Origin of the sequence: Klebsiella sp. WP3-W18-ESBL-02 (genome assembly GCF_014168815.1) — a bacterium.
Classification (GTDB): Bacteria; Pseudomonadota; Gammaproteobacteria; order Enterobacterales; family Enterobacteriaceae; genus Kluyvera; species Kluyvera ascorbata_B.
This window is the reverse complement of the sequence record NZ_AP021972.1, coordinates 3,038,397-3,060,140: the sequence shown is the minus strand read 5'-3', so window position 1 is coordinate 3,060,140 and position 21,744 is coordinate 3,038,397. Positions and strand designations below refer to the sequence as shown.

At 56.5% G+C, this 21,744-nt stretch carries 19 protein-coding genes; 15 read left to right on the top strand and 4 right to left on the bottom strand.

The window, feature by feature from the left end; all coding sequences use genetic code 11:
• Window positions 1–147: 147 nt before the first annotated feature.
• On the top strand, window positions 148–1,110 hold the full coding sequence (gene rluC, locus H7R56_RS14685) for a 23S rRNA pseudouridine(955/2504/2580) synthase RluC (protein ID WP_181357987.1): 963 nt from the start codon (window positions 148–150) through the stop codon (window positions 1,108–1,110).
• Window positions 1,111–1,174: 64 nt separating this feature from the next.
• Here the strand turns inward: rluC and H7R56_RS14680 are convergent, their stop codons facing one another.
• The gene (locus tag H7R56_RS14680) at window positions 1,175–2,296 is read right to left on the bottom strand and encodes a dienelactone hydrolase family protein (protein WP_374956740.1); all 1,122 of its coding nucleotides are present in this window, start codon (window positions 2,294–2,296) and stop codon (window positions 1,175–1,177) included.
• Window positions 2,297–2,464: 168 nt separating this feature from the next.
• Window positions 2,465–3,049, bottom strand: a complete 585-nt coding sequence (locus H7R56_RS14675; protein WP_106926329.1) for a Maf family protein — start codon at window positions 3,047–3,049, stop codon at window positions 2,465–2,467.
• Window positions 3,050–3,191: 142 nt separating this feature from the next.
• Between H7R56_RS14675 and yceD the strand changes: the two genes are divergently transcribed.
• The 14 genes from yceD to ptsG all read left to right on the top strand — a co-directional run bounded on the left by yceD (window position 3,192) and on the right by ptsG (window position 15,650).
• Window positions 3,192–3,713: a 23S rRNA accumulation protein YceD gene (gene yceD / locus H7R56_RS14670; protein ID WP_106926331.1), complete on the top strand. Its 522-nt coding sequence runs from the start codon at window positions 3,192–3,194 to the stop codon at window positions 3,711–3,713.
• A 16-nt stretch (window positions 3,714–3,729) separates the two neighbouring features.
• Window positions 3,730–3,903: a 50S ribosomal protein L32 gene (gene rpmF / locus H7R56_RS14665; RefSeq protein WP_003036242.1), complete on the top strand. Its 174-nt coding sequence runs from the start codon at window positions 3,730–3,732 to the stop codon at window positions 3,901–3,903.
• A gap of 79 nt (window positions 3,904–3,982) precedes the next feature.
• Complete coding sequence (gene plsX, locus H7R56_RS14660; RefSeq protein ID WP_106926333.1) at window positions 3,983–5,041, top strand: phosphate acyltransferase PlsX; 1,059 nt, start codon at window positions 3,983–3,985, stop codon at window positions 5,039–5,041.
• A 60-nt stretch (window positions 5,042–5,101) separates the two neighbouring features.
• Window positions 5,102–6,055: a beta-ketoacyl-ACP synthase III gene (locus tag H7R56_RS14655; RefSeq protein WP_106926335.1), complete on the top strand. Its 954-nt coding sequence runs from the start codon at window positions 5,102–5,104 to the stop codon at window positions 6,053–6,055.
• Window positions 6,056–6,072: 17 nt separating this feature from the next.
• Window positions 6,073–7,002, top strand: a complete 930-nt coding sequence (gene fabD / locus H7R56_RS14650) for an ACP S-malonyltransferase (protein ID WP_106926337.1) — start codon at window positions 6,073–6,075, stop codon at window positions 7,000–7,002.
• A gap of 10 nt (window positions 7,003–7,012) precedes the next feature.
• Window positions 7,013–7,747, top strand: a complete 735-nt coding sequence (gene fabG / locus H7R56_RS14645) for a 3-oxoacyl-ACP reductase FabG (RefSeq protein ID WP_106926339.1) — start codon at window positions 7,013–7,015, stop codon at window positions 7,745–7,747.
• Between the two features lie 209 nt (window positions 7,748–7,956).
• A complete protein-coding gene (acpP, locus tag H7R56_RS14640) occupies window positions 7,957–8,193 on the top strand; it encodes an acyl carrier protein (protein WP_000103754.1) in 237 nt (78 codons plus the stop codon).
• 88 nt (window positions 8,194–8,281) lie between these two features.
• Window positions 8,282–9,523, top strand: a complete 1,242-nt coding sequence (gene fabF, locus H7R56_RS14635; protein ID WP_106926341.1) for a beta-ketoacyl-ACP synthase II — start codon at window positions 8,282–8,284, stop codon at window positions 9,521–9,523.
• Between the two features lie 122 nt (window positions 9,524–9,645).
• Window positions 9,646–10,455 carry an aminodeoxychorismate lyase gene (pabC, locus tag H7R56_RS14630; protein ID WP_106926343.1) on the top strand — a complete coding sequence of 270 codons (810 nt, stop codon included), beginning with the start codon at window positions 9,646–9,648 and terminating at the stop codon, window positions 10,453–10,455.
• 1 nt (window position 10,456) lies between these two features.
• Complete coding sequence (gene yceG, locus H7R56_RS14625; protein ID WP_106926345.1) at window positions 10,457–11,479, top strand: cell division protein YceG; 1,023 nt, start codon at window positions 10,457–10,459, stop codon at window positions 11,477–11,479.
• Window positions 11,469–12,110, top strand: coding sequence for a dTMP kinase (gene tmk / locus H7R56_RS14620; protein WP_106926347.1), 642 nt, complete (start codon window positions 11,469–11,471; stop codon window positions 12,108–12,110). Before yceG ends, tmk begins: the two co-directional genes overlap by 11 nt.
• Window positions 12,107–13,111 (top strand): DNA polymerase III subunit delta', encoded by a 1,005-nt coding sequence (gene holB, locus H7R56_RS14615; RefSeq protein WP_106926349.1) that lies wholly within the window; start codon window positions 12,107–12,109, stop codon window positions 13,109–13,111. The genes tmk and holB overlap by 4 nt, the downstream gene beginning before the upstream one ends.
• A gap of 10 nt (window positions 13,112–13,121) precedes the next feature.
• Complete coding sequence (locus H7R56_RS14610) at window positions 13,122–13,916, top strand: metal-dependent hydrolase (protein ID WP_106926351.1); 795 nt, start codon at window positions 13,122–13,124, stop codon at window positions 13,914–13,916.
• A gap of 300 nt (window positions 13,917–14,216) precedes the next feature.
• The gene (gene ptsG, locus H7R56_RS14605; RefSeq protein ID WP_106926353.1) at window positions 14,217–15,650 is read left to right on the top strand and encodes a PTS glucose transporter subunit IIBC; all 1,434 of its coding nucleotides are present in this window, start codon (window positions 14,217–14,219) and stop codon (window positions 15,648–15,650) included.
• 136 nt (window positions 15,651–15,786) lie between these two features.
• Here the strand turns inward: ptsG and fhuE are convergent, their stop codons facing one another.
• Both fhuE and mfd read right to left on the bottom strand, forming a co-directional pair.
• Complete coding sequence (gene fhuE, locus H7R56_RS14600; RefSeq protein WP_106926355.1) at window positions 15,787–17,970, bottom strand: ferric-rhodotorulic acid/ferric-coprogen receptor FhuE; 2,184 nt, start codon at window positions 17,968–17,970, stop codon at window positions 15,787–15,789.
• A gap of 292 nt (window positions 17,971–18,262) precedes the next feature.
• Entirely contained in the window at window positions 18,263–21,709 is a 3,447-nt protein-coding gene (gene mfd, locus H7R56_RS14595) for a transcription-repair coupling factor (protein ID WP_106926357.1), read from the bottom strand.
• Window positions 21,710–21,744: the final 35 nt, after the last annotated feature.

Here is a 21,744-nt window from a genome sequence, read left to right as displayed (position 1 = left end):
ACTCACAGTTTCTTCACTCGCTCACTGAGATTGTTCTAATAACAAACAGCTCGCGGGGAAAAGCAACAGCAATAAACGGGTAATGATAAATATAAGCATAGAAAAATGAGTGGCGCTAATGTGCCGGGATATTTAAAATCGCGCACCATGAAAACTGAGACTCCGACCGTAAAAATGATTGCCATTAGCGCTGATGAAGCCGGGCAACGAATTGATAACTTTTTGCGCACCCAGTTAAAGGGCGTGCCAAAGAGCATGATTTATCGCATCCTGCGTAAGGGCGAGGTGCGGGTGAATAAAAAGCGCATCAAGCCAGAGTACAAGCTGGAAGCCGGCGATGAAGTGCGTATTCCGCCGGTGCGCGTCGCCGAGCGTGAAGAAGAAGCGGTCTCGCCGCATCTGCAAAAGGTGGCCGCGCTGAGCGATGTGATACTGTATGAAGACGATCATATCCTGGTGCTCAATAAACCTTCCGGTACCGCAGTGCACGGCGGCAGCGGCTTAAGCTTTGGGGTGATTGAAGGGCTGCGCGCCCTGCGCCCGGAAGCCCGCTTCCTTGAGCTGGTTCATCGTCTCGACCGCGATACCTCCGGCGTGCTGCTGGTGGCGAAGAAGCGCTCGGCGCTGCGTTCGCTGCACGAGCAGCTACGCGAGAAGGGGATGCAGAAAGACTATCTGGCGCTGGTGCGCGGGCAGTGGCAGTCGCACGTGAAATCGGTGCAGGCGCCGCTGCTGAAAAATATTCTGCAAAGCGGCGAACGCATTGTGCGCGTGAGTCAGGAAGGCAAACCGTCGGAAACCCGCTTTAAGGTGGAAGAGCGCTATGCGGTCGCTACGCTGGTGCGCTGTAGCCCGGTGACCGGACGTACGCACCAGATTCGCGTACACACGCTGCATGCCGGCCATCCCATCGCTTTTGATGACCGCTATGGCGACCGCGAGTTTGATAAACAGCTGGCGGGCACCGGCCTGAATCGCCTGTTCCTGCACGCGGCGGCGCTGAAGTTTACCCACCCGGGTACCGGCGAAGTTATGCGCGTGGAAGCGCCGATGGACGACCAGCTTAAGCGTTGTCTTCAGGTACTGCGTAATCAAAGCAAGCAGCAGTAAGCTGTAAGGCCGCAGGCCGGATAAGCGAAGCGCCATCCGGCCTACTAGCCTCTCTTATTTTCACTCACTTCAGCCATTTATCCAGCCAGGGGAAAACTTCCTCCTGCTGTCGCAGGTAAAAGACGTGACCTAAATCTTGCCAGGTTTTGGTGACGAGCCTATCGTCGGCGTTTTGCGAAGACCAGACGCGGTGTGCTTTAGCAAAGGCATCATTGACGGCGTTCGCCGGGAACAGTTTGTCCTGCCCGCCGCTGAAAATCAGCATCGGTTTCGGCGCGGCGAGGCTGGCGATATCAGGGATATCCATTCTGGCAGGCATCCCCGGATGCAGCATATAAAACGCCGACTGGCCGCGCAGCACGTTGTTGCCCGGCGTCATCAGGCCATCGTAGGTACCAAACCAGGAGATAACCGCCGTGGCGGCGACGTTTTCAGAGAGCGCAGCCAGCTGCCAGGCGCGGAAACCGCCCATTGAGAAGCCGAGCACGCCGATACGCTGAGGGTCGACGCCCTTAAGCGAAGCGACGAAGTCGACGGTACGCATATCTTCATAGGCGACTTCCCCGGCTAACGAACGGCCAAGATTGAAGTAGTTACTGGCCAGCGCCTGCTGCTGTTCGTAGACCATCGGGCCACGATCGCCCCAGCCGGGGCTGTCGATGGCGATCACCACATAGCCACGCTTGGCCAGTTCATCACCGATAAAGCGCCCGGTAAAGAACTTATCGGCCCACGCCTGGGCGCTGGCGAGCTGTTCCGGATTGCCCCAGGGGCGAATCAGCTTCTCTTTACCAATATCGAATTTTGAACCATGGTCGTGCAGCAGGACGATGGCCGGATGCGGGCCGGGCGATTTGGGCGTGAGCATGAGCGCGGAGATCCGGTTGTCGTCGGTAATATTGAGCGCTAGCTTTTCCGCGGTATAGCTGCCGCGGTCTTCACTGGCGACTTTACGCGCATCGAAAGGTTTGGTTGCGTCCGGCGTCAGCAGGGATTGCCGGAATACCTGCCGGGCGTGCTGCTGCCAGCGTTTAAAATCAGTGAAATGCCCGGAAAGCCACGAATCAGGGTACTGCATGCTGGTTTTCATCTGCTGCCAGCTGGCAGGGAGATTGCCCTCCACCACGCCCTCTGTTTGCCAGTCATCAGCGGCGTGCGCCTGAACTGCGGTTAGCATTGCCAGCATAAATAATATGTTACGTTTGCCACGCATTATCACCCCTTAAATTAAAACGTTGTTTCAATATGGTAAGGGGATTTTAACGGTGAGGAAAAAATAAACTGTGATCGTGGAAGAAATAAGCACGTTTATAGCGCGCGTTTCCCGACGCCGGATCACAACGCCGGGAAGCGACTAATCTAACAGCGGGTTATGATTTTCGCGGCGCAGCATTTTGCACAGCGCAATCAGCGGTAGCCCCACCAGCGTATTGGGGTCACGGCCTTCAAGCCGTTCAAAAAGCGTAATACCTAACCCCTCGCTTTTAAAACTGCCGGCACAGTTGAGCGGGTTTTCTTTGCGAATATAGGCGGTGATTTCTTGTTCGCTTAAATGGCGGAAATGCACATCGAACGGTTCGCATTCGGTCTGTAATTGTCCGTTAGCGGAATTGTACAGCGCCAGCCCGGTATAAAATGTCACCACATTACCGCTGGCTTTTTGTAATTGCAGGCGGGCGTTATCCGGCGTGTGCGGTTTGCCGGTAATTTCACCATCCAGCATACAGACCTGATCGGAGCCAATAATCAGATGATTCGGGAAGCGTTCTGCCAGCGCCTGCGCCTTTAGCTGCGCCAGACGCAGCACCAGGCTGCGTGGCGTTTCGCCCGGCAGCGGCAGCTCGTCCACCTCCGGAGCCGCGCATTCGAAGGGCACGCCAAGCTTCTCTAGCAGCTGTTTGCGATAGGGGGAAGTAGAGGCAAGGATCAAATCAGGCATAATTTTTCAAATAGACGGTAGCGAATTAGATTCCGACATTTTAAACTATAGGCCGCAATGTGTGCGAATTATTGGCAAAAGGCAACCCGAGGCTGCCTTTTTCTTTGACTCTATGACGTTACAAAGTTAATATGCGCGCCCTATGCAAAAGGTAAAATTACCCCTGACTCTCGATCCGGTTCGTACGGCTCAAAAACGCCTTGATTACCAGGGTATCTATACCCCCGATCAGGCGGAGCGCGTCGCCGCGTCCGTAGTCAGTGTGGACAGTGATGTAGAATGCGAGATGTCCTTCGCTATCGATAACCAACGCCTCGCGGTCTTGACCGGTGATGCGAAGGTGACGGTATCGCTGGAATGTCAGCGTTGCGGGAAACCGTTTACTCATCATGTCTACACAAAGTATTGTTTCAGCCCGGTCAAAAATGACGATCAGGTTGAGGCACTCCCGGAAGCGTATGAGCCGATTGAGGTTAACGAATTCGGTGAAATCGACCTGCTGGCGTTGGTAGAAGATGAAATCATCCTCGCCTTGCCGGTAGTTCCGGTGCATGATTCTGAACACTGTGAAGTGTCCGAGGCGGACATGGTCTTTGGTGAATTGCCTGAAGAGGCACAGAAGCCAAATCCATTTGCCGTATTAGCCAGCTTAAAGCAAAAGTAATTGAGGAGTAAGGTCCATGGCCGTACAACAGAATAAACCAACCCGTTCCAAACGTGGCATGCGTCGTTCTCATGACGCTCTGACCGCAGTCACCAGCCTGTCTGTAGACAAAACTTCTGGTGAACAACACCTGCGTCACCACATCACTGCCGACGGTTTCTACCGTGGCCGTAAGGTCATCGCTAAGTAATCACGCGAAAGCGTGGTGAAGCTTAGTGAGGATTTCCCCGCGCAAGCGGGGATAAACCAAACCGAGCGGCGACGATACCTTGACACGTCTAACCCTGGCGTTAGATGTCATGGGGGGCGATTTTGGTCCTTCCGTGACAGTGCCTGCAGCTTTGCAGGCACTGAGTTCTAATCCGCAACTCTCACTTCTTTTAGTCGGCAATCCCGACGACATTACGCCATTACTTGCCAGAGCTGACTTTGAACAACGTTCACGTTTGCAGATTATTCCTGCCCAGTCGGTTATTGCCAGTGATGAGCGGCCATCGCATGCTATCCGCCACAGTCGCGGCAGCTCAATGCGATTGGCGCTGGAGATGGTGAAAGAAGGGCGGGCCGAAGCCTGCGTCAGCGCTGGAAATACCGGTGCGCTGATGGGGTTGGCAAAATTGCTGCTAAAGCCCATTAAAGGGATTGAGCGCCCGGCGCTGGTGACGGTACTGCCGCATCAGCAGAAGGGCAAAACGGTGGTGCTGGATCTCGGCGCTAACGTAGATTGCGACAGTACCATGCTGGTGCAGTTTGCCGTCATGGGGTCGGTGATGGCCGAGGAAGTGTTGGGAATTGCTAACCCGCGCGTTGCCTTGCTCAACATCGGCGAAGAAGAGATTAAGGGTCATGATAGTATTCGTGACGCCTCATTAATGTTAAAAACAATCTCTTCGCTCAATTATATCGGCTATCTTGAAGCCAATGAGCTGTTAACGGGCAAAACTGACGTTCTGGTTTGCGACGGCTTTACAGGAAACGTCACCTTAAAGACGATGGAAGGGGTGGTTCGCATGTTCCTTTCGCTGCTGAAATCGCAGAGCGAGGGGAAAAAACGGGCGTGGTGGCTGATTTTATTAAAGCGTTGGTTACAAAAAAGCCTGACAAGGCGATTCAGTCACCTCAACCCCGACCAGTATAATGGCGCCTGTCTGTTAGGATTGCGCGGCACGGTGATTAAGAGCCATGGTGCCGCCAACCAGCGAGCCTTTGCGATCGCCATTGAACAGGCAGTGCAGGCGGTGCAGCGACAAGTTCCTCAGCGAATTGCCGCTCGCCTGGAATCCGTATACCCCGCAGGGTTTGACGTGCTGGAAACGGGCAAGCAGTAAGGCCCGCTTCGCCGTGCGTTAAACAGAGCGGCTAAATTAGCGAAAAGTGACTGAGCGTACATGTATACGAAGATTATTGGTACCGGCAGCTATCTGCCTGAGCACGTGCGGACTAACGCCGATCTGGAAAAAATGGTTGATACGTCTGACGAGTGGATTGTCACCCGTACAGGTATCCGTGAGCGCCGTATTGCTGGCCCTGATGAAAACGTGTCTACGCTGGGTTACGAAGCGGCAAAACGCGCGCTGGAAATGGCGGGTATTGAGGCAAGCGAACTGGGCCTGATTGTGGTCGCGACCACTTCGGCGACCCACGCGTTCCCAAGCGCTGCCTGCCAGATTCAGGATATGCTGGGCGTGAAAGGCGCGCCGGCGTTTGACGTTGCCGCCGCGTGCGCAGGTTTTACCTATGCACTGAGCGTGGCCGATCTGTACGTGAAAACGGGCGCGGTGAAGTACGCGTTGGTTGTGGGTGCAGATACGCTGGCTCGTACCTGCGATCCTACCGATCGCGGCACGATCATTATCTTCGGTGACGGCGCGGGCGCCGTGGTGCTGGGCGCTTCCGAAGAGCCGGGCATCATCTCTACCCATCTGCACGCCGATGGGAGCTACGGTAAGCTGCTGACGCTGCCGAACGCCGATCGCGTTAACCCGGAAAACTCTATCCATCTGACGATGGCGGGTAACGAAGTCTTTAAAGTCGCGGTGACCGAACTGGCGCACATCGTTGATGAGACGCTGGCGGCGAACAACCTCGACCGTTCTGAACTGGACTGGCTGGTGCCGCACCAGGCGAACTTACGTATTATCAGCGCGACGGCGAAGAAGCTCGGCATGTCCATGGACAACGTCGTCGTCACCCTTGACCGTCACGGTAACACCTCGGCGGCTTCCGTACCGTGCGCCTTCGATGAAGCCGTACGCGATGGCCGCATTAAGCGCGGTCAGCTGGTGCTGCTGGAGGCCTTCGGCGGTGGTTTCACCTGGGGCTCTGCGCTGGTTCGTTTCTAAGTATAAGGATAAAAAACATGACGCAATTCGCTTTTGTGTTCCCGGGGCAGGGTTCACAGGCGGTAGGCATGCTGTCTGAACTGGCGGCTACCTATCCGGTTATCGAAGAAACTTTTCATGAAGCTTCTGCGGCGCTTGGTTATGACCTGTGGGTGCTGACCCAGCAGGGTCCGGCGGAAGAGCTGAACAAAACCTGGCAAACGCAGCCTGCGCTGCTGACGGCTTCCGTTGCGCTGTATCGCCTATGGCAGCAGCAGGGCGGTAAAGCACCGGCGGTGATGGCGGGCCACAGCCTGGGCGAATACTCTGCGCTGGTTTGCGCGGGCGTTATTGCCTTTGCTGACGCGGTACGTCTGGTTGAAATGCGCGGCAAGTTTATGCAGGAAGCCGTACCGGAAGGCACCGGCGGCATGTCCGCAATTATCGGTCTGGATGACGCCTCTATTGCCAAAGCGTGTGAAGAGTCTGCTGAAGGGCAGGTGGTTTCTCCGGTTAACTTCAACTCGCCGGGCCAGGTGGTTATCGCGGGCCATAAAGAGGCGGTTGAACGTGCGGGCGCAGCCTGTAAAGCCGCAGGCGCCAAGCGCGCGCTGCCGCTGCCGGTCAGCGTGCCGTCTCACTGCGCGCTGATGAAGCCTGCCGCAGAAAAACTGGCCGTAGAACTGCAGAAAATCACCTTTAATGCGCCGACGGTTCCGGTTGTGAACAACGTTGACGTGAAGTGCGAAACCGATGCCGACGCGATTCGCGACGCGCTGGTTCGCCAGCTGTACAGCCCGGTTCAGTGGACCAAAACCGTTGAGTTTATGGCGTCCCAGGGCGTAGAGCATCTGTATGAAGTTGGTCCGGGTAAAGTCCTCACCGGCCTGACCAAACGTATTGTAGATACCCTGACTGCGTCGGCCATTAACGAACCGACTGCCCTGTCAGCGGCACTTGCGCAATAAAGAGGAACGCATGAGCTTTGAAGGAAAAATTGCCCTGGTAACGGGTGCAAGCCGCGGTATTGGCCGCGCGATCGCTGAAACTCTCGTCGCTCGCGGCGCAAAAGTTATCGGCACTGCGACCAGCGAAAGCGGCGCGCAGGCGATTAGCGACTATCTGGGTGTGAACGGTAAAGGTCTGATGTTGAATGTGACCGACCCTGCATCTATTGAATCTGTTCTGGGAAATATCCGCGCAGAGTTTGGTGAAGTCGATATTCTGGTCAATAATGCCGGGATTACTCGTGATAACCTGTTAATGCGCATGAAAGATGACGAGTGGAACGATATCCTCGAAACCAACCTGTCATCTGTTTTCCGTCTGTCAAAAGCGGTAATGCGCGCTATGATGAAAAAGCGTCATGGGCGTATCATCACTATCGGTTCTGTGGTTGGTACCATGGGAAATGCGGGTCAGGCTAACTACGCTGCGGCGAAAGCCGGTCTGATCGGCTTCAGTAAATCACTGGCGCGTGAAGTTGCGTCACGCGGTATTACTGTGAACGTTGTTGCTCCGGGCTTTATTGAAACGGACATGACGCGTGCGCTGACCGATGAGCAGCGTGCGGGTACACTGGCGGCAGTTCCTGCGGGGCGCCTCGGCACTCCAAATGAAATCGCCAGTGCGGTTGCATTTTTGGCCTCCGACGAAGCAAGTTACATCACTGGTGAAACGTTGCACGTAAACGGCGGGATGTACATGGTCTGATCGTGTTTTGCACAAAGTGCTCAGACAACGGGCAATCTACGTATGTCTGAGTATGATTAGTGCAAAATCATTTGCGTTATGAGGGCAAACACCCGCAAAATAGCGTAAAATCGTGGTATGACCTGCCGGGATTTAGTTGCAAATTTTTCAACATTTTATACACTACGAAAACCATCGCGAAAGCGAGTTTTGATAGGAAATTTAAGAGTATGAGCACTATCGAAGAACGCGTTAAGAAAATCATCGGCGAACAGCTGGGCGTTAAGCAGGAAGAAGTGACCAACAATGCTTCCTTCGTTGAAGACCTGGGCGCAGATTCTCTTGACACCGTTGAGCTGGTAATGGCTCTGGAAGAAGAGTTTGATACTGAGATTCCGGACGAAGAAGCTGAGAAAATCACCACCGTTCAGGCTGCCATTGATTACATCAACGGTCACCAGGCGTAAGTGAACATCTCCAGGCGGTCATTCGACCGCCTGAGTTTTATCTTTTTGTCCCACAAGTATCTATTTTATCCCTCCCTGGAGGACAAACGTGTCTAAGCGTCGTGTAGTTGTGACCGGACTGGGCATGTTGTCTCCTGTCGGCAATACCGTAGAGTCTACCTGGAAAGCTCTCCTTGCCGGTCAGAGTGGCATCAGCCTGATCGACCATTTCGATACTAGCGCCTATGCAACCAAATTTGCTGGCTTAGTAAAGGATTTTAACTGTGATGACATCATCTCGCGTAAAGAACAGCGCAAGATGGATGCCTTCATTCAATATGGAATTGTCGCTGGCGTTCAGGCCATGCAGGATTCTGGCCTTGAAGTGACGGAAGAGAACGCTCACCGTATTGGCGCCGCTATCGGCTCCGGTATTGGCGGCCTCGGTCTGATCGAAGAAAACCACAGTTCGCTGGTAAACGGCGGGCCGCGTAAGATCAGCCCCTTCTTCGTTCCGTCCACGATTGTTAACATGGTGGCAGGTCACCTGACCATCATGTTCGGTCTGCGTGGGCCAAGCATCTCTATCGCGACCGCCTGTACTTCCGGTGTGCATAACATCGGCCAGGCCGCGCGTATCATCGCCTACGGCGATGCAGATGCCATGGTTGCCGGCGGTGCCGAGAAAGCCAGTACCCCGCTGGGCGTGGGTGGCTTTGGCGCAGCGCGTGCGCTGTCTACGCGTAACGATAACCCGCAGGCGGCAAGCCGTCCGTGGGATAAAGATCGCGATGGCTTCGTGCTGGGCGACGGCGCAGGTATGGTCGTGCTGGAAGAGTACGAACATGCGAAAAAACGCGGTGCGAAAATCTATGCGGAAGTCGTTGGCTTCGGTATGAGCAGCGATGCCTACCACATGACGTCACCGCCGGAGAACGGCGCAGGTGCTGCGCTGGCGATGGTTAACGCCATTCGCGATGCAGGTATTGAAGCGGGCCAGATTGGCTACGTCAATGCTCACGGTACCTCTACGCCAGCGGGCGATAAAGCAGAAGCACAGGCCGTTAAGTCTGTCTTCGGCGACGCCGCCAGCCGCGTTATGGTCAGCTCCACTAAGTCAATGACCGGCCACCTGCTGGGCGCTGCGGGTGCAGTAGAGTCTATCTACTCCATCCTGGCGCTGCGCGATCAGGCCGTGCCGCCAACCATCAACCTGGATAACCCGGATGAAGGTTGCGATCTGGACTTCGTTCCGCACGAAGCGCGTCAGGTCAGCGGAATGGAATACACCCTGTGTAACTCCTTCGGCTTCGGTGGTACCAACGGCTCGTTGATTTTCAAAAAAGTCTGAGTTCGTTGTCTGACAACGCCGTGATAAGGGCCCGCTAGTCGGGCCTTTTTTTATTCGGCTTTCTCTGCTTGTTCAGCGTTGTTCATCCTGCGACACTACCCGGCCATCAATAAGGAGCCATGATGTTCTTAATTAATGGTATTGAGCAGAACGCCCTTGCGGCGGGCGATCGCGCCACGCAGTTTGGCGACGGTTGTTTCACCACCGCGCGGGTGATACAAGGGCGAGTACAGATGCTGGCGGCCCACATCACCCGTCTGCAGCAGGCGTGCCAGCGCTTGGCGATTCCCTTTACCGACTGGTCTACCCTGAGTCAGGAGATGACGCAGCTGGCGCAGTCGCAGCGTGACGGCGTGCTGAAGGTTATTCTCAGTCGCGGTGCCGGCGGCCGCGGCTACAGCGGCAGCGCCTGCCTCGCGCCGACGCGCATTTTGTCTACCTCTCCCGTGCCCGCACACTACACCCGCTGGAAAGAAACGGGCATAACGCTTGCCCTCAGCCCGGTTCCACTGGGCCGCAATCCTTATCTTGCAGGAATGAAACACCTCAATCGCCTTGAGCAGGTGTTGATTCGTTCTCATCTTGAGCAGACGGACGCCGATGAGGCCCTTGTTCTTGACAGCGACGGGTGGCTTACGGAATGCTGTGCCGCAAATCTGTTCTGGCGCTGCGGGCAGAATGTCTATACCCCGTGCCTCGACCAGGCTGGCGTAAACGGTATTATGCGGCAGTTTATCATCGCCCAGCTGGCACTGACCGCGTATCGCGTTGTCGAAGTGAATGCGCCGCTAACGGCGCTCGCACAGGCCGATGAAGTCCTTATTTGTAACGCGCTGATGCCGGTGATCCCCGTTCAGCGCTACGCGGAGCAGCAGTGGCCTGCGCGCGAACTTTACCAATATTTAGCCCCAATTTGTGAGTCGTCTGATTAGCATGAAGAAACTGTTACGCCTTGTTCTGTTACTGTTGGTTGCCCTCGGCGTTGCCGCCGGCGTCGGCATGTGGAAAGTGCGCCAGCTGGCAGACAGCACTATCCTGGTGAAAGACGAGACCATCTTCACCTTAAAAGCGGGCACCGGGCGACTGGCGCTGGGCGACCAGCTGTACGCCGAGAAGGTGATCAATCGTCCGCGGGTGTTCCAGTGGCTGCTGCGCCTTGAGCCGGAGCTTTCCCACTTCAAAGCCGGGACCTATCGCTTTACGCCGCAGATGACCGTTCGCGACGTGATGCAGCTGCTGGCCAGCGGCAAAGAGGCGCAGTTCCCGCTGCGCTTCGTTGAAGGTATGCGTCTGAGCGATTATCTGAAGCAGCTGCGCGAAGCGCCTTATATCAAACACACGCTGAGTGACGATAGCTACGCCACCGTGGCGAAAGCGCTGGCGCTGGAGAACCCAGAGTGGATTGAAGGCTGGTTCTGGCCTGACACCTGGATGTATACCGCCCACACGACCGATGTCGCCATCCTCAAGCGTGCGCACCAGAAAATGGTTGCCCAGGTCGATAAAGCCTGGGAAGGGCGAATGGACGGCCTGCCGTATCAGGATAAAAACCAGCTGGTGACCATGGCGTCGATTATTGAAAAAGAGACGGCGGTAGCGGAAGAGCGCGATCGCGTGGCGTCGGTATTTATCAATCGCCTGCGTATAGGTATGCGTCTGCAAACCGATCCCACCGTGATTTACGGCATGGGAGAGCGCTACGATGGGAAGATCTCGCGTAAGGATCTTGAGACCCCAACTGCGTATAATACCTACACGATATCTGGCCTGCCGCCGGGCCCGATCGCCAGCCCGGGCGAAGCGTCGCTGAATGCCGCCGCGCATCCGGCAAAAACGCCGTACCTCTATTTTGTGGCCGACGGTAAAGGTGGTCATACGTTTAATACCAATCTTGCGAGCCATAATCGCTCGGTGCAGGATTACCTGAAAGTGCTAAAGGATAAAAATGCGCAGTAATTACATCGTCATTGAAGGACTGGAAGGGGCCGGGAAAACCACCGCACGGGATGTCGTCGTTGACACGTTGCGCGGCCTCGGCGTCAACGATCTGCTGTTTACCCGCGAGCCGGGTGGCACCGTGCTGGCAGAGAAGCTGCGCAGCCTGGTTCTGGATATCAAATCAGTCGGCGACGAAGTCATTACTGATAAGGCCGAAGTGCTGATGTTCTACGCCGCGCGCGTGCAGCTGGTTGAAACGGTGATTAAACCGGCGCTGTCAAGCGGGCAGTGGGTGATTGGCGACCGCCACGATCTTTCAACCCAGGCCTACCAGGGCGGCGGGCGCGGTATCGATCGCCATTTGCTGTCGACGCTGCGTGATGCGGTGCTCGGTGACTTCCGTCCTGACCTGACGATTTACCTTGATGTGACGCCGGAAGTTGGCCTTAAGCGCGCCCGCGCGCGCGGCGATCTTGACCGCATTGAGCAAGAGTCGCTGAACTTCTTTAACCGCACCCGCGCGCGCTACCTTGAACTGGCTGCGGCGGATGACAGTATTCTCACCATTGATGCCACCCAGCCGCTGGACAACGTGATGAGCGATATCCGTGCGGCGGTGACCGCGTGGGTGGTGGAGCAACAGGCATGAAATGGTATCCGTGGTTACGCCCGCCGTTTGAACAGCTCGTCACGAGCTATCAGGCCGGACGTGGTCACCATGCGCTGCTGGTTCAGGCGCGCAGCGGAATGGGGGCTGACTCTCTGGTCTATGCTATCACCCGCTTCCTGATGTGCCAGACGCCGGACGGTCATAAAAGCTGCGGCCACTGCCACAGCTGCCAGCTGATGCAGGCCGGTACGCACCCGGATTACTATGCGCTACAGCCTGAGAAAGGCAAAAGTACGCTGGGGATTGATGCGGTGCGCGAGGTCAGCGAAAAGCTGTACGAGCACGCGCGTCTCGGTGGCGCTAAAGTGGTGTGGATAGCCGATGCGGCGCTGTTGACCGAGGCTGCCGCTAACGCGTTACTGAAAACGCTGGAAGAGCCGCCGAAGAATACCTGGTTCTTTCTGGCCTGTCAGGAGCCCGCGCGGCTGCTGGCTACGTTGCGCAGCCGCTGCCGTTTTTACCATCTGGCTCCGCCGGGTGAAGGGTACGCGCTGGCGTGGCTTGAGCGTGAAATCAGTGCGTCGCGTGAGACGCTGCTGAGCGCGCTGCGCCTGTCCGATCACGCGCCCGCTGCGGCGCTGGAACTGCTTGCCCCCGATACCTGGGCGGCACGGGAAAAATTATGTCAGGCGCTGAGTGCCACGATCGACAGCGGCGACTGGCTGGCATTTTTGCCGTCGCTGAACCATGATTCAGTCGTACAGCGTTTACATTGGTTTTCATCGCTGCTGCTGGATGCCCTTAAGCATCAGCAGCGGATTACGCGCCTGACCAATGCCGACTGTCCGGCGCTGGTTCACCAGCTGGCGCAGACGCTGTCCGGCGCTCGCCTGCAGGCGATTGCCGCCGATGCCTGCACCTGCCGTGAGCAGCTGCAAAGCGTGACCGGGCTGAACCGCGAATTAATCCTCACCGAGCGCCTGCTGCGCTGGGAACAGTATTTGCAACCTGGTGCGGTACTGCCAGTATCTCACCTCTAAGAGAGACACCATGTTTTTAGTCGACTCGCACTGCCATCTTGATGGCCTTGATTATCAATCCCTGCACAAAGACGTAGACGACGTGATGGCGAAAGCCGCCGCGCGTGACGTCCGTTTTGCTCTGGCGGTGGCCACCACGCTGCCGGGCTACCGTCATATGCGCGAGCTGGTGGGCGCGCGCCCGGAGGTGGTGTTCTCCTGCGGCGTACACCCGCTCAACCAGGACGAAGCCTACGATGTTGAAGAGCTTCGCCGTTTCGCGGCGGAGGAGGGCGTCGTGGCCATGGGTGAAACGGGCCTGGACTACTTCTATACGCCGGAAACCAAAGCGCAGCAGCAGCTGTCGTTTCGCCAGCATATTCAGATTGGTCGTGAACTGAACAAACCGGTTATCGTCCATACCCGTGACGCCCGGGCCGATACGCTGGCGATTCTGCGGGAAGAAAAAGTGACGGATTGCGGCGGTGTACTACACTGTTTCACTGAAGACGCGGAGACGGCGGGTAAGCTGCTGGATATGGGGTTCTATATTTCATTTTCCGGGATTGTGACCTTCCGTAATGCTGAACAGCTTCGCGAGGCCGCGCGCTATGTGCCGCTGGATCGTCTGCTGGTAGAGACCGATTCACCTTATCTGGCGCCGGTACCGCATCGTGGCAAAGAGAACCAGCCGGCCATGGTTCGTGACGTCGCCGAATATATGGCGGTGCTGAAGGGCGTAAGCGTTGAACAGCTGGCCGAACAGACCACCGAAAACTTCTCTACGCTCTTCCATATCGACCCCGCCCGCCTGCAATCTGCCTGATTTTAGAGCTTATTTTAATGCTCGTAATTAATGGTCAAAGCGAGTACAGTTCACCGCCATAAAAGTGGCGGTGAATGTTAATCTTGCAACATACAGACACGTTTTATGTAAAGAAGATTAAGTTTTTAAGCCATGGCTCTTTGAAACGTGATAGCCGTCAAACAAAAGCACAGGGATTTATTTTACTCTGTGTAATAAATAAAAAGGGCACTTAGATGCCCTGTCCCTGGTGAGTTTCTCCCCATCTCACCGATGCGTGAAAACGTAGATAAAAGTACAAACTCAGGAGCACTCCTTATTATGTTTAAGAATGCATTTGCTAACCTGCAGAAGGTCGGTAAATCGCTGATGCTGCCGGTATCCGTACTGCCTATCGCAGGTATTCTGCTGGGCGTCGGTTCCGCAAACTTCAGCTGGCTGCCAGCCGTCGTTTCCCATGTTATGGCAGAAGCAGGCGGTTCTGTTTTTGCTAACATGCCGCTTATCTTCGCTATTGGTGTCGCATTAGGCTTCACCAATAACGACGGTGTTTCCGCGCTGGCGTCCGTCGTCGCTTACGGCATCATGGTGAAAACCATGGCCGTGGTCGCGCCGCTGGTACTGCACTTACCGGCTGAAGAGATTACCGCGAAACACCTGGCTGATACCGGCGTGCTCGGCGGGATCATCTCCGGTGCGATTGCCGCGTACATGTTCAATCGCTTCTACCGTATCAAGCTGCCGGAATACCTGGGCTTCTTCGCGGGCAAGCGTTTTGTTCCGATCATTTCAGGTCTGGCCGCCATCTTTACCGGTGTGATCCTGTCCTTCATTTGGCCGCCAATCGGTACCGCCATTCAGACCTTCTCTCAGTGGGCTGCTTACCAGAACCCGGTTGTGGCGTTCGGTATTTACGGCTTCATCGAGCGTTGCCTGGTGCCGTTCGGTCTGCACCACATCTGGAACGTTCCTTTCCAGATGCAGATCGGCGAATTCACCAACGCAGCGGGTCAGGTCTTCCATGGCGATATTCCTCGTTACATGGCAGGCGACCCGACCGCGGGCAAACTGTCCGGCGGTTTCCTGTTCAAAATGTACGGCCTGCCGGCTGCTGCGATTGCAATCTGGCACTCTGCTAAACCAGAGAACCGTGCAAAAGTGGGCGGTATCATGATCTCCGCTGCGCTGACCTCGTTCCTGACCGGTATCACCGAGCCGATCGAGTTCTCCTTCATGTTCGTAGCGCCGATTCTGTACGTTATCCACGCGATTCTGGCGGGTCTGGCATTCCCGATCTGTATCCTGCTGGGTATGCGTGACGGGACGTCGTTCTCTCACGGCCTGATCGACTTTATCGTCCTGTCTGGTAACAGCAGCAAACTGTGGCTGTTCCCGATTGTCGGTATCTGCTATGCGATCGTGTACTACGTCATCTTCCGCGTGCTGATTAAAGCACTGGATCTGAAGACGCCGGGCCGCGAAGACACCACTGAAGAAACCAAAGCGGGCGCAACCAGTGAAATGGCTCCGGCGCTGATTGCAGCCTTCGGCGGTAAAGAAAACATCACGAACCTTGACGCCTGTATCACTCGTCTGCGCGTGAGCGTAGCCGACGTCGCGAAAGTGGATCAGGCTGGCCTGAAGAAACTGGGCGCTGCGGGTGTGGTGGTTGCAGGTTCCGGCGTTCAGGCTATTTTCGGTACCAAATCCGATAACCTGAAAACCGAGATGGACGACTATATTCGTAATAACTAAGTTATTCGAAGTCGAAAAGTTGGGGAGACTAAGGCAGCCGAATGGCTGCCTTTTTTACGTCTGGAGCAGGGTGCCGCCGCCATCCGGCAATAAAAAAGGAGCCATCAGGCTCCTTTTGTCTAGTGACGCTCCCCGGTCAGAACTGATAGCTCGCGGTCACGCTCACGTTACGCGGTTCACCGTACACGATTGAACCATCAATATTGGTGTCGTAGGTTTTATCAAACAGGTTGTTCAGGTTGCCCTGAATAGCGAAGTTTTTGGTGACCTGATAACGGGTGAATAAATCCACCAGCGCGTAGCTGCCTTGTTCTGCTCGGAACGTTCCGTATGCGGTGGCGGTATCTTTGTAGACGCGGTTCTGCCAGTTCACGCCGCCGCCAACGGTCAGTTCGGGCATTGCAGGCAGGCGATAGTGGGTGAACAGCTTCACGGTGGTGCGCGGCAGGTTCGGGTTAACCGCTTGACCTTGATTGTCGGTGGCAACATAGCGGGTGGCGCCAAAGGTCATCTGCCAGTTGTCAGTCAGCGCACCGTTAATTTCAAATTCAACGCCTTTGCTGACGGTGCCGTCGGCGGTGGTGTAGGCCGTTTCGCCGTTGCTGCCGGCGATCGGTACCCCGGTAGACTGCGCCAGGTTATCCTGCTCAATGCGGAACACGGCAAGCGTGGTGGTCAGGCGGCTGTCCATCCAGTCGGATTTCAGGCCGACTTCATAGTTGTTGCCGGTAATGGGCTTCAGATATTTGCCGGAACTGTCTTTGTCCTTTTGCGGCTGGAAGATGGAGGTATAGCTGGCGTAGGTAGACCAGTTATCGTTGATGTCGTAAACCAGCCCCGCGTACGGCGTCGTGTGGTTCTGTTCCATGCTGTAGGACAGCGTGTTAACGCTCCAGTTGGTATAACGTGCCCCAACGATCAGATGAAGCGGGTCTGCGAGCGTGATGCGCGTAGCCGCATACAGCGACTTCATGCGCGTGGTATCGTCCTGCGCGAGGCTCTGTGGGGACCAGTTGGTTTCCGGGAAACTGGCGCTATTGAAGTTATCAAAGTTGCCGATTGCATCCGGGAAAACGTTATCCCAGGAGCTGAAATAGCGATTGTTCTGCTTGCTGTAGCTACCGCCCAGCATCAGGTTATGCTGGCGGCCGAACAGGTCATAGCTCCCGTCTGCATAAAGATCTAACGCATCAACTTTACGCTTACCGCTGTTCCAGCCCGTCCCGCCAACGTATTCATAATCCGGACCGTAGCTGCCGTACGGGCCAACTAATGTTCCATCCGCCTTGTTAACATAGGCGTCGATGTACATCATTTTACTGTCGAACTTCACCTCTGAATGGGTGGCATTCAGCGTCGCCTGCCAGGTATCGGCAAAGCGCTGCGTCAGCGTCATGAAGACTTTATTGATGTCTTTATCGTTATAGGCCCAGTCCGGCGAGGTGCTGTGCGCGCGATCGTAATGGTTGGTACTGCCGTCGGTATTCCAACGTGGTAAACCGCCCCAGGTAGGGCTGTTGACATTGATTTGCTGGTATTCATAACCAACGGAGAGGCGGGTGGTGTCGCCGAGATCCGCATCCAGAATGCCTGAGAAGAAGGTCTTTTCGTTATTGTAGCGGTCAAGCCAGGAATCATTGTTCTGATAGCCTGCAACGATACGCGCGCGCACTTTACCGTCATCGGTCAACGGGCTTTGCAGGTCGGCAACATAGCGTTGTTTATTCCAGCTACCGTACTCAGCGGAAAGGTTGCCTTTGAACTCCTGGCTGGTGGCATGTTTACGGATCATGTTAATGGAGGCGGAAGGGTTCCCAGTCCCCGTCATCAGGCCATTTGCCCCGCGTACCACTTCCACGCGTTCAAACAGCGCGGTATCGGAAAGCGCATCGCCCAGGTTCCAGCGCGATTCAAAATAGGTCGGGATACCGTCGACCATATAGTTATCGATTTGAAAGCCGCGTGAGAAATAGCTGGTGCGATCGGAGTCGGCCTGGCTGCTGGTAATGCCGAGGGTATTATTCATGACGTCGCCGAGCGTTTGCAGCTGCTGATCCTGCATACGCTGCTCGTTCACAATGCTGACCGACTGCGGGATATCGCGCTGAACCATCTGCATTTTGGTGCCAGCGGTGGTGGATTTTACGCTGTAGTCCTGCTGGTCGTTGGCAGCACTGCTGTCGGCCGAACCATCGACGACGATGGTGTCTTCGCCGCTGCTGGCAGCAATGCCGAGGCCTGGGTAGAGCGCCAGCGCAATGCCCATAGCCACGAGAGTGAGGGCGGCACGGTTATCCCGGGTAGTGGAAATGAAAGACATGATAAACCCTTAATCTAACGAGTGTTGTTGTGTTCCGCAGCTCTGTGGCCACGGTCAATGAGTGATGCCAATGTGCACTTAAAGATAAATGCAAATGAGAAATATACGCATTTTTATTAATATGTAAACAAAAGTAAGCCGGATAAGGGGCGAAGTGAAACGGTTTTTCAGTCGGGAGCGATCGGTGAGGAAAGGGGGGCGGGGAGAAATGGCCCGGCGGCGCGACGCTTACCGGGCCTACCATGATGAGGTTAAAAGCCGGGTAAACGTCGCGCCGCTCGGCAGGAGAAACTCAGGCGAGCGCGTTCTCTTCAAGCTGACGCATAAACTGGCGTACCCAGTCCATGCGTGTTTTACGATCGCCGAGCTCCTGGAAGAACTTCAGACGCGTCGGGCCGTCGAGACGGAAGTGCTGCGGCTGCTTCTGTAGCAGGCCAATCAGCCACGTCGGGTTAACGTGGTTCTTCTCGGCGAACTCGATAACCCCACCTTTCTCGTTGCCCTCCAGCTTGCGAATGCCCAGCTTCTGCGCCTGCTGACGCAGACGGGCAATATCCAGCAGGTTACGCGCGGCGTCCGGCAGCAGGCCGAAGCGATCAATCAGCTCAACCTTGATTTCATCCAGCTCGTTTTCGCCCTTCGCGCTAGCGATACGCTTGTAGAACGACAGGCGCGTGTTGACGTCCGGGATAAAATCGTCCGGCAGCAGCGACGGCATGCGCAGCTCGACTTCGGTTTGCTGGCTGGTTAAATCCTCCAGCGACGGCTCGCGACCTTCTTTGAGCGCATCGACGGCGTTTTCCAGTAGCTCCATATACAGCGAGAAGCCGATGGTCTCCATGGAACCACTTTGGTCTTCGCCGAGCAGTTCGCCCGCACCGCGAATCTCGAGGTCGTGGGTCGCCAGCGCAAAGCCCGCACCGAGGTCTTCCAGTGACGCAATGGCTTCCAGGCGTTTTTGCGCATCGGTGGTCATCGCTTTCGGATGCGGCGTCAGCAGCCAGGCGTAGGCCTGGTGATGCGACCGACCGACGCGGCCGCGCAGCTGGTGTAGCTGCGCTAAGCCGAAGTGGTCCGCTCGCTCGATGATAATGGTGTTGGCGGTCGGAATGTCGATACCGGTTTCGATGATGGTGGTACACACCAGCACGTTGAAACGCTGGTGGTGGAAATCGTTCATCACCCGTTCCAGCTCGCGTTCGCGCATCTGGCCGTGACCGATGGCGATACGCGCTTCGGGCACCAGCTCAGACAGCCGGTCGGCCGCTTTCTGGATATTCTCGACGTCATTGTACAGATAGTACACCTGGCCGCCGCGCAGGGTTTCACGCAGAATCGCTTCGCGTACGACAAGGCTATCGTACTCGCGCACGAAGGTTTTCACCGCCAGACGTCGGGCGGGCGGGGTGGCAATAATGGACAGATCGCGCATCCCGCTCATCGCCATATTCAGGGTTCGCGGGATCGGGGTGGCGGTCAGGGTCAGTATATCGACGTCGGCACGCATCGCCTTAATGCGCTCTTTATGGCGCACGCCGAAGCGGTGTTCTTCATCGACAATCAACAGGCCCAGGTCGCGCAGCTTGACGTCGCTTTGCAGCAGCTTATGGGTGCCGATGAGAATGTCAATTTTGCCTTCAGCGGCTTCGGCAAGGATCTGTGTTTGCTCTTTGGCGCTGCGAAAACGCGAGAGCATTTCAATACGCACCGGCCAGTTGGCGAAGCGGTCGCGGAAGTTATCGTAGTGCTGCTGAGCCAGCAGGGTGGTCGGTACCAGCACTGCCACCTGCTTGTGGTTCTCTACCGCGAGGAAAGCGGCGCGCATGGCGACTTCGGTTTTACCAAAGCCGACGTCGCCGCACACCAGTCGGTCCATCGCCAGCGGCTGGCACATATCGCTGAGCACGGCGTTAATCGCCTGCGCCTGGTCCGGCGTGGTTTCGAACGGGAAGCTGTCGCAGAACAGCTGGTACTGCTCGCGGTCATGTTTGAAGGCGAAGCCTTCTTTTGCCGCCCGCTGCGCGTAAATATCCAGCAGTTCTGCTGCGACATCGCGCACCTTCTCGGCGGCTTTCTGTCGCGCGCGGGTCCAGGCATCGCCGCCCAGTTTGTGCAACGGTGCGTTCTCTTCGGCCCCACCTGCATAGCGGCTGATCAGATGCAGGGACGACACCGGCACATACAGTTTGGCGTCGTTCGCGTAGGTGAGCATCAGATACTCGGCGGTAATGCCGCCCGCTTCCAGCGTAGTCATTCCGGCATAGCGGCCGACTCCGTGCTCCAGATGCACCACCGGCTGGCCAACGTGCAGCTCCGCCAGGTTACGAATCAGGGTATCCGGGTTGATGGTACGCCGTGCGTCCTGACGACGACGGGCCACGCGCTCGCCCAGCAGATCGCTCTCGCAGACCAGCGCCAGATTGGCCTGAGTGTCGATAAAACCGTGCTCGGCCGCGCCAATCATCAGATAGTGACCTTTGCCGCTGGCCTCATCCAGCCGCTGAATACGCTTAGGCGACAGCTTAATGCGCGCCAGCAGCTCGCCCAGCGCCTCGCGGCGGCCTTCGCTCTCTACCGAGAACACCACTGAGCCGCCAAAGGACTCAATAAATTTGCGCAGGTTATCCAGCGGCGATTTATTCTGCGCCTGCACGGAAAGGTCCGGCAGCGGCTGGAACCCCAGGTTCGTGTGGGCCGCTTTCTCGGCCAGACGGTCGGTCTTCAGCTGGACGCGCGGCCATTTTTTGAGTTCGCTGTTCAGCTCGTCGGTGCGCAGCCAAAGCTGGGCAGGCGGCAGCAGCGGGCGCATCGGGTCAACGCCGCGGCTTTCAAAACGCGCCTGCGCATCGGCCTGGAAACGCGCCGCGCTGGCTTCCAGATCTCCGGTATTGACCAACAGCGTGTTGGCGGGGAAATAGCTAAACAGCGGCGGCAGCGGCTCGCTGAAGAACAGCGGCTGCCAGTATTCGATCCCGGCGGGCAGGGTGCCTTTGCTGACCTGCTGGTAGATATGCTCGGCATCGCGTTTGACATCGAACTTGTCGCGCCACGCGCTGCGGAACAGCTCAATAGCCGCTTTGTCGGTGGGAAATTCGTGCGCGGGCAGCAGGTTGATGGCCTCAACCTCTTCCAGGGTGCGCTGGCTGTCGACGTCAAACACGCGCAGGCTGTCAATTTCATCGTCGAAGAAATCGAGACGATAGGGTCGGTCGCTGCCCATCGGGTAGAGGTCGAGCAGCGCGCCGCGGGTAGCGAATTCGCCGTGTTCCATAACCTGATCAACGTGACGGTAACCCGCGCTGTCTAGCTGGTCGCGCAGGGCGTCGCGCGACAGGCGCTGGCCTTTTTTCATCACCAGCGCGTGGCCGTGCAGGAAGCTGTGCGGGCATACCCGCTGCATCAGCGTGCTGACCGGCACAATCAGTACACCGCGCTGCATGGTCGGCAGCTGGTACAGCGTCGACAGGCGCGAGGAAATAATATCCTGATGCGGCGAGAAGCTATCGTAGGGCAGGGTTTCCCAGTCGGCAAGGTTCATCACCATGCTGTCGGTAAACTGGCCGATTTCATCGTGCAGGCGCAGAGCGTTTTGCATATCCGGGGCGATGAGCACCACCGGCCCCGCGTGGCGTTCGGCAATATCTGCCACCAGCGTCGCACAGGCCGCGCCGGTCAGTTCGCCAAGCTGGCGCTGGTCGCCAGGTTTTGTCGGTAGGGCATAACGAGCAAGTTCAGGCATAGTCAGCGCACGTTCTCCAGAAGGCCGTAATTTCA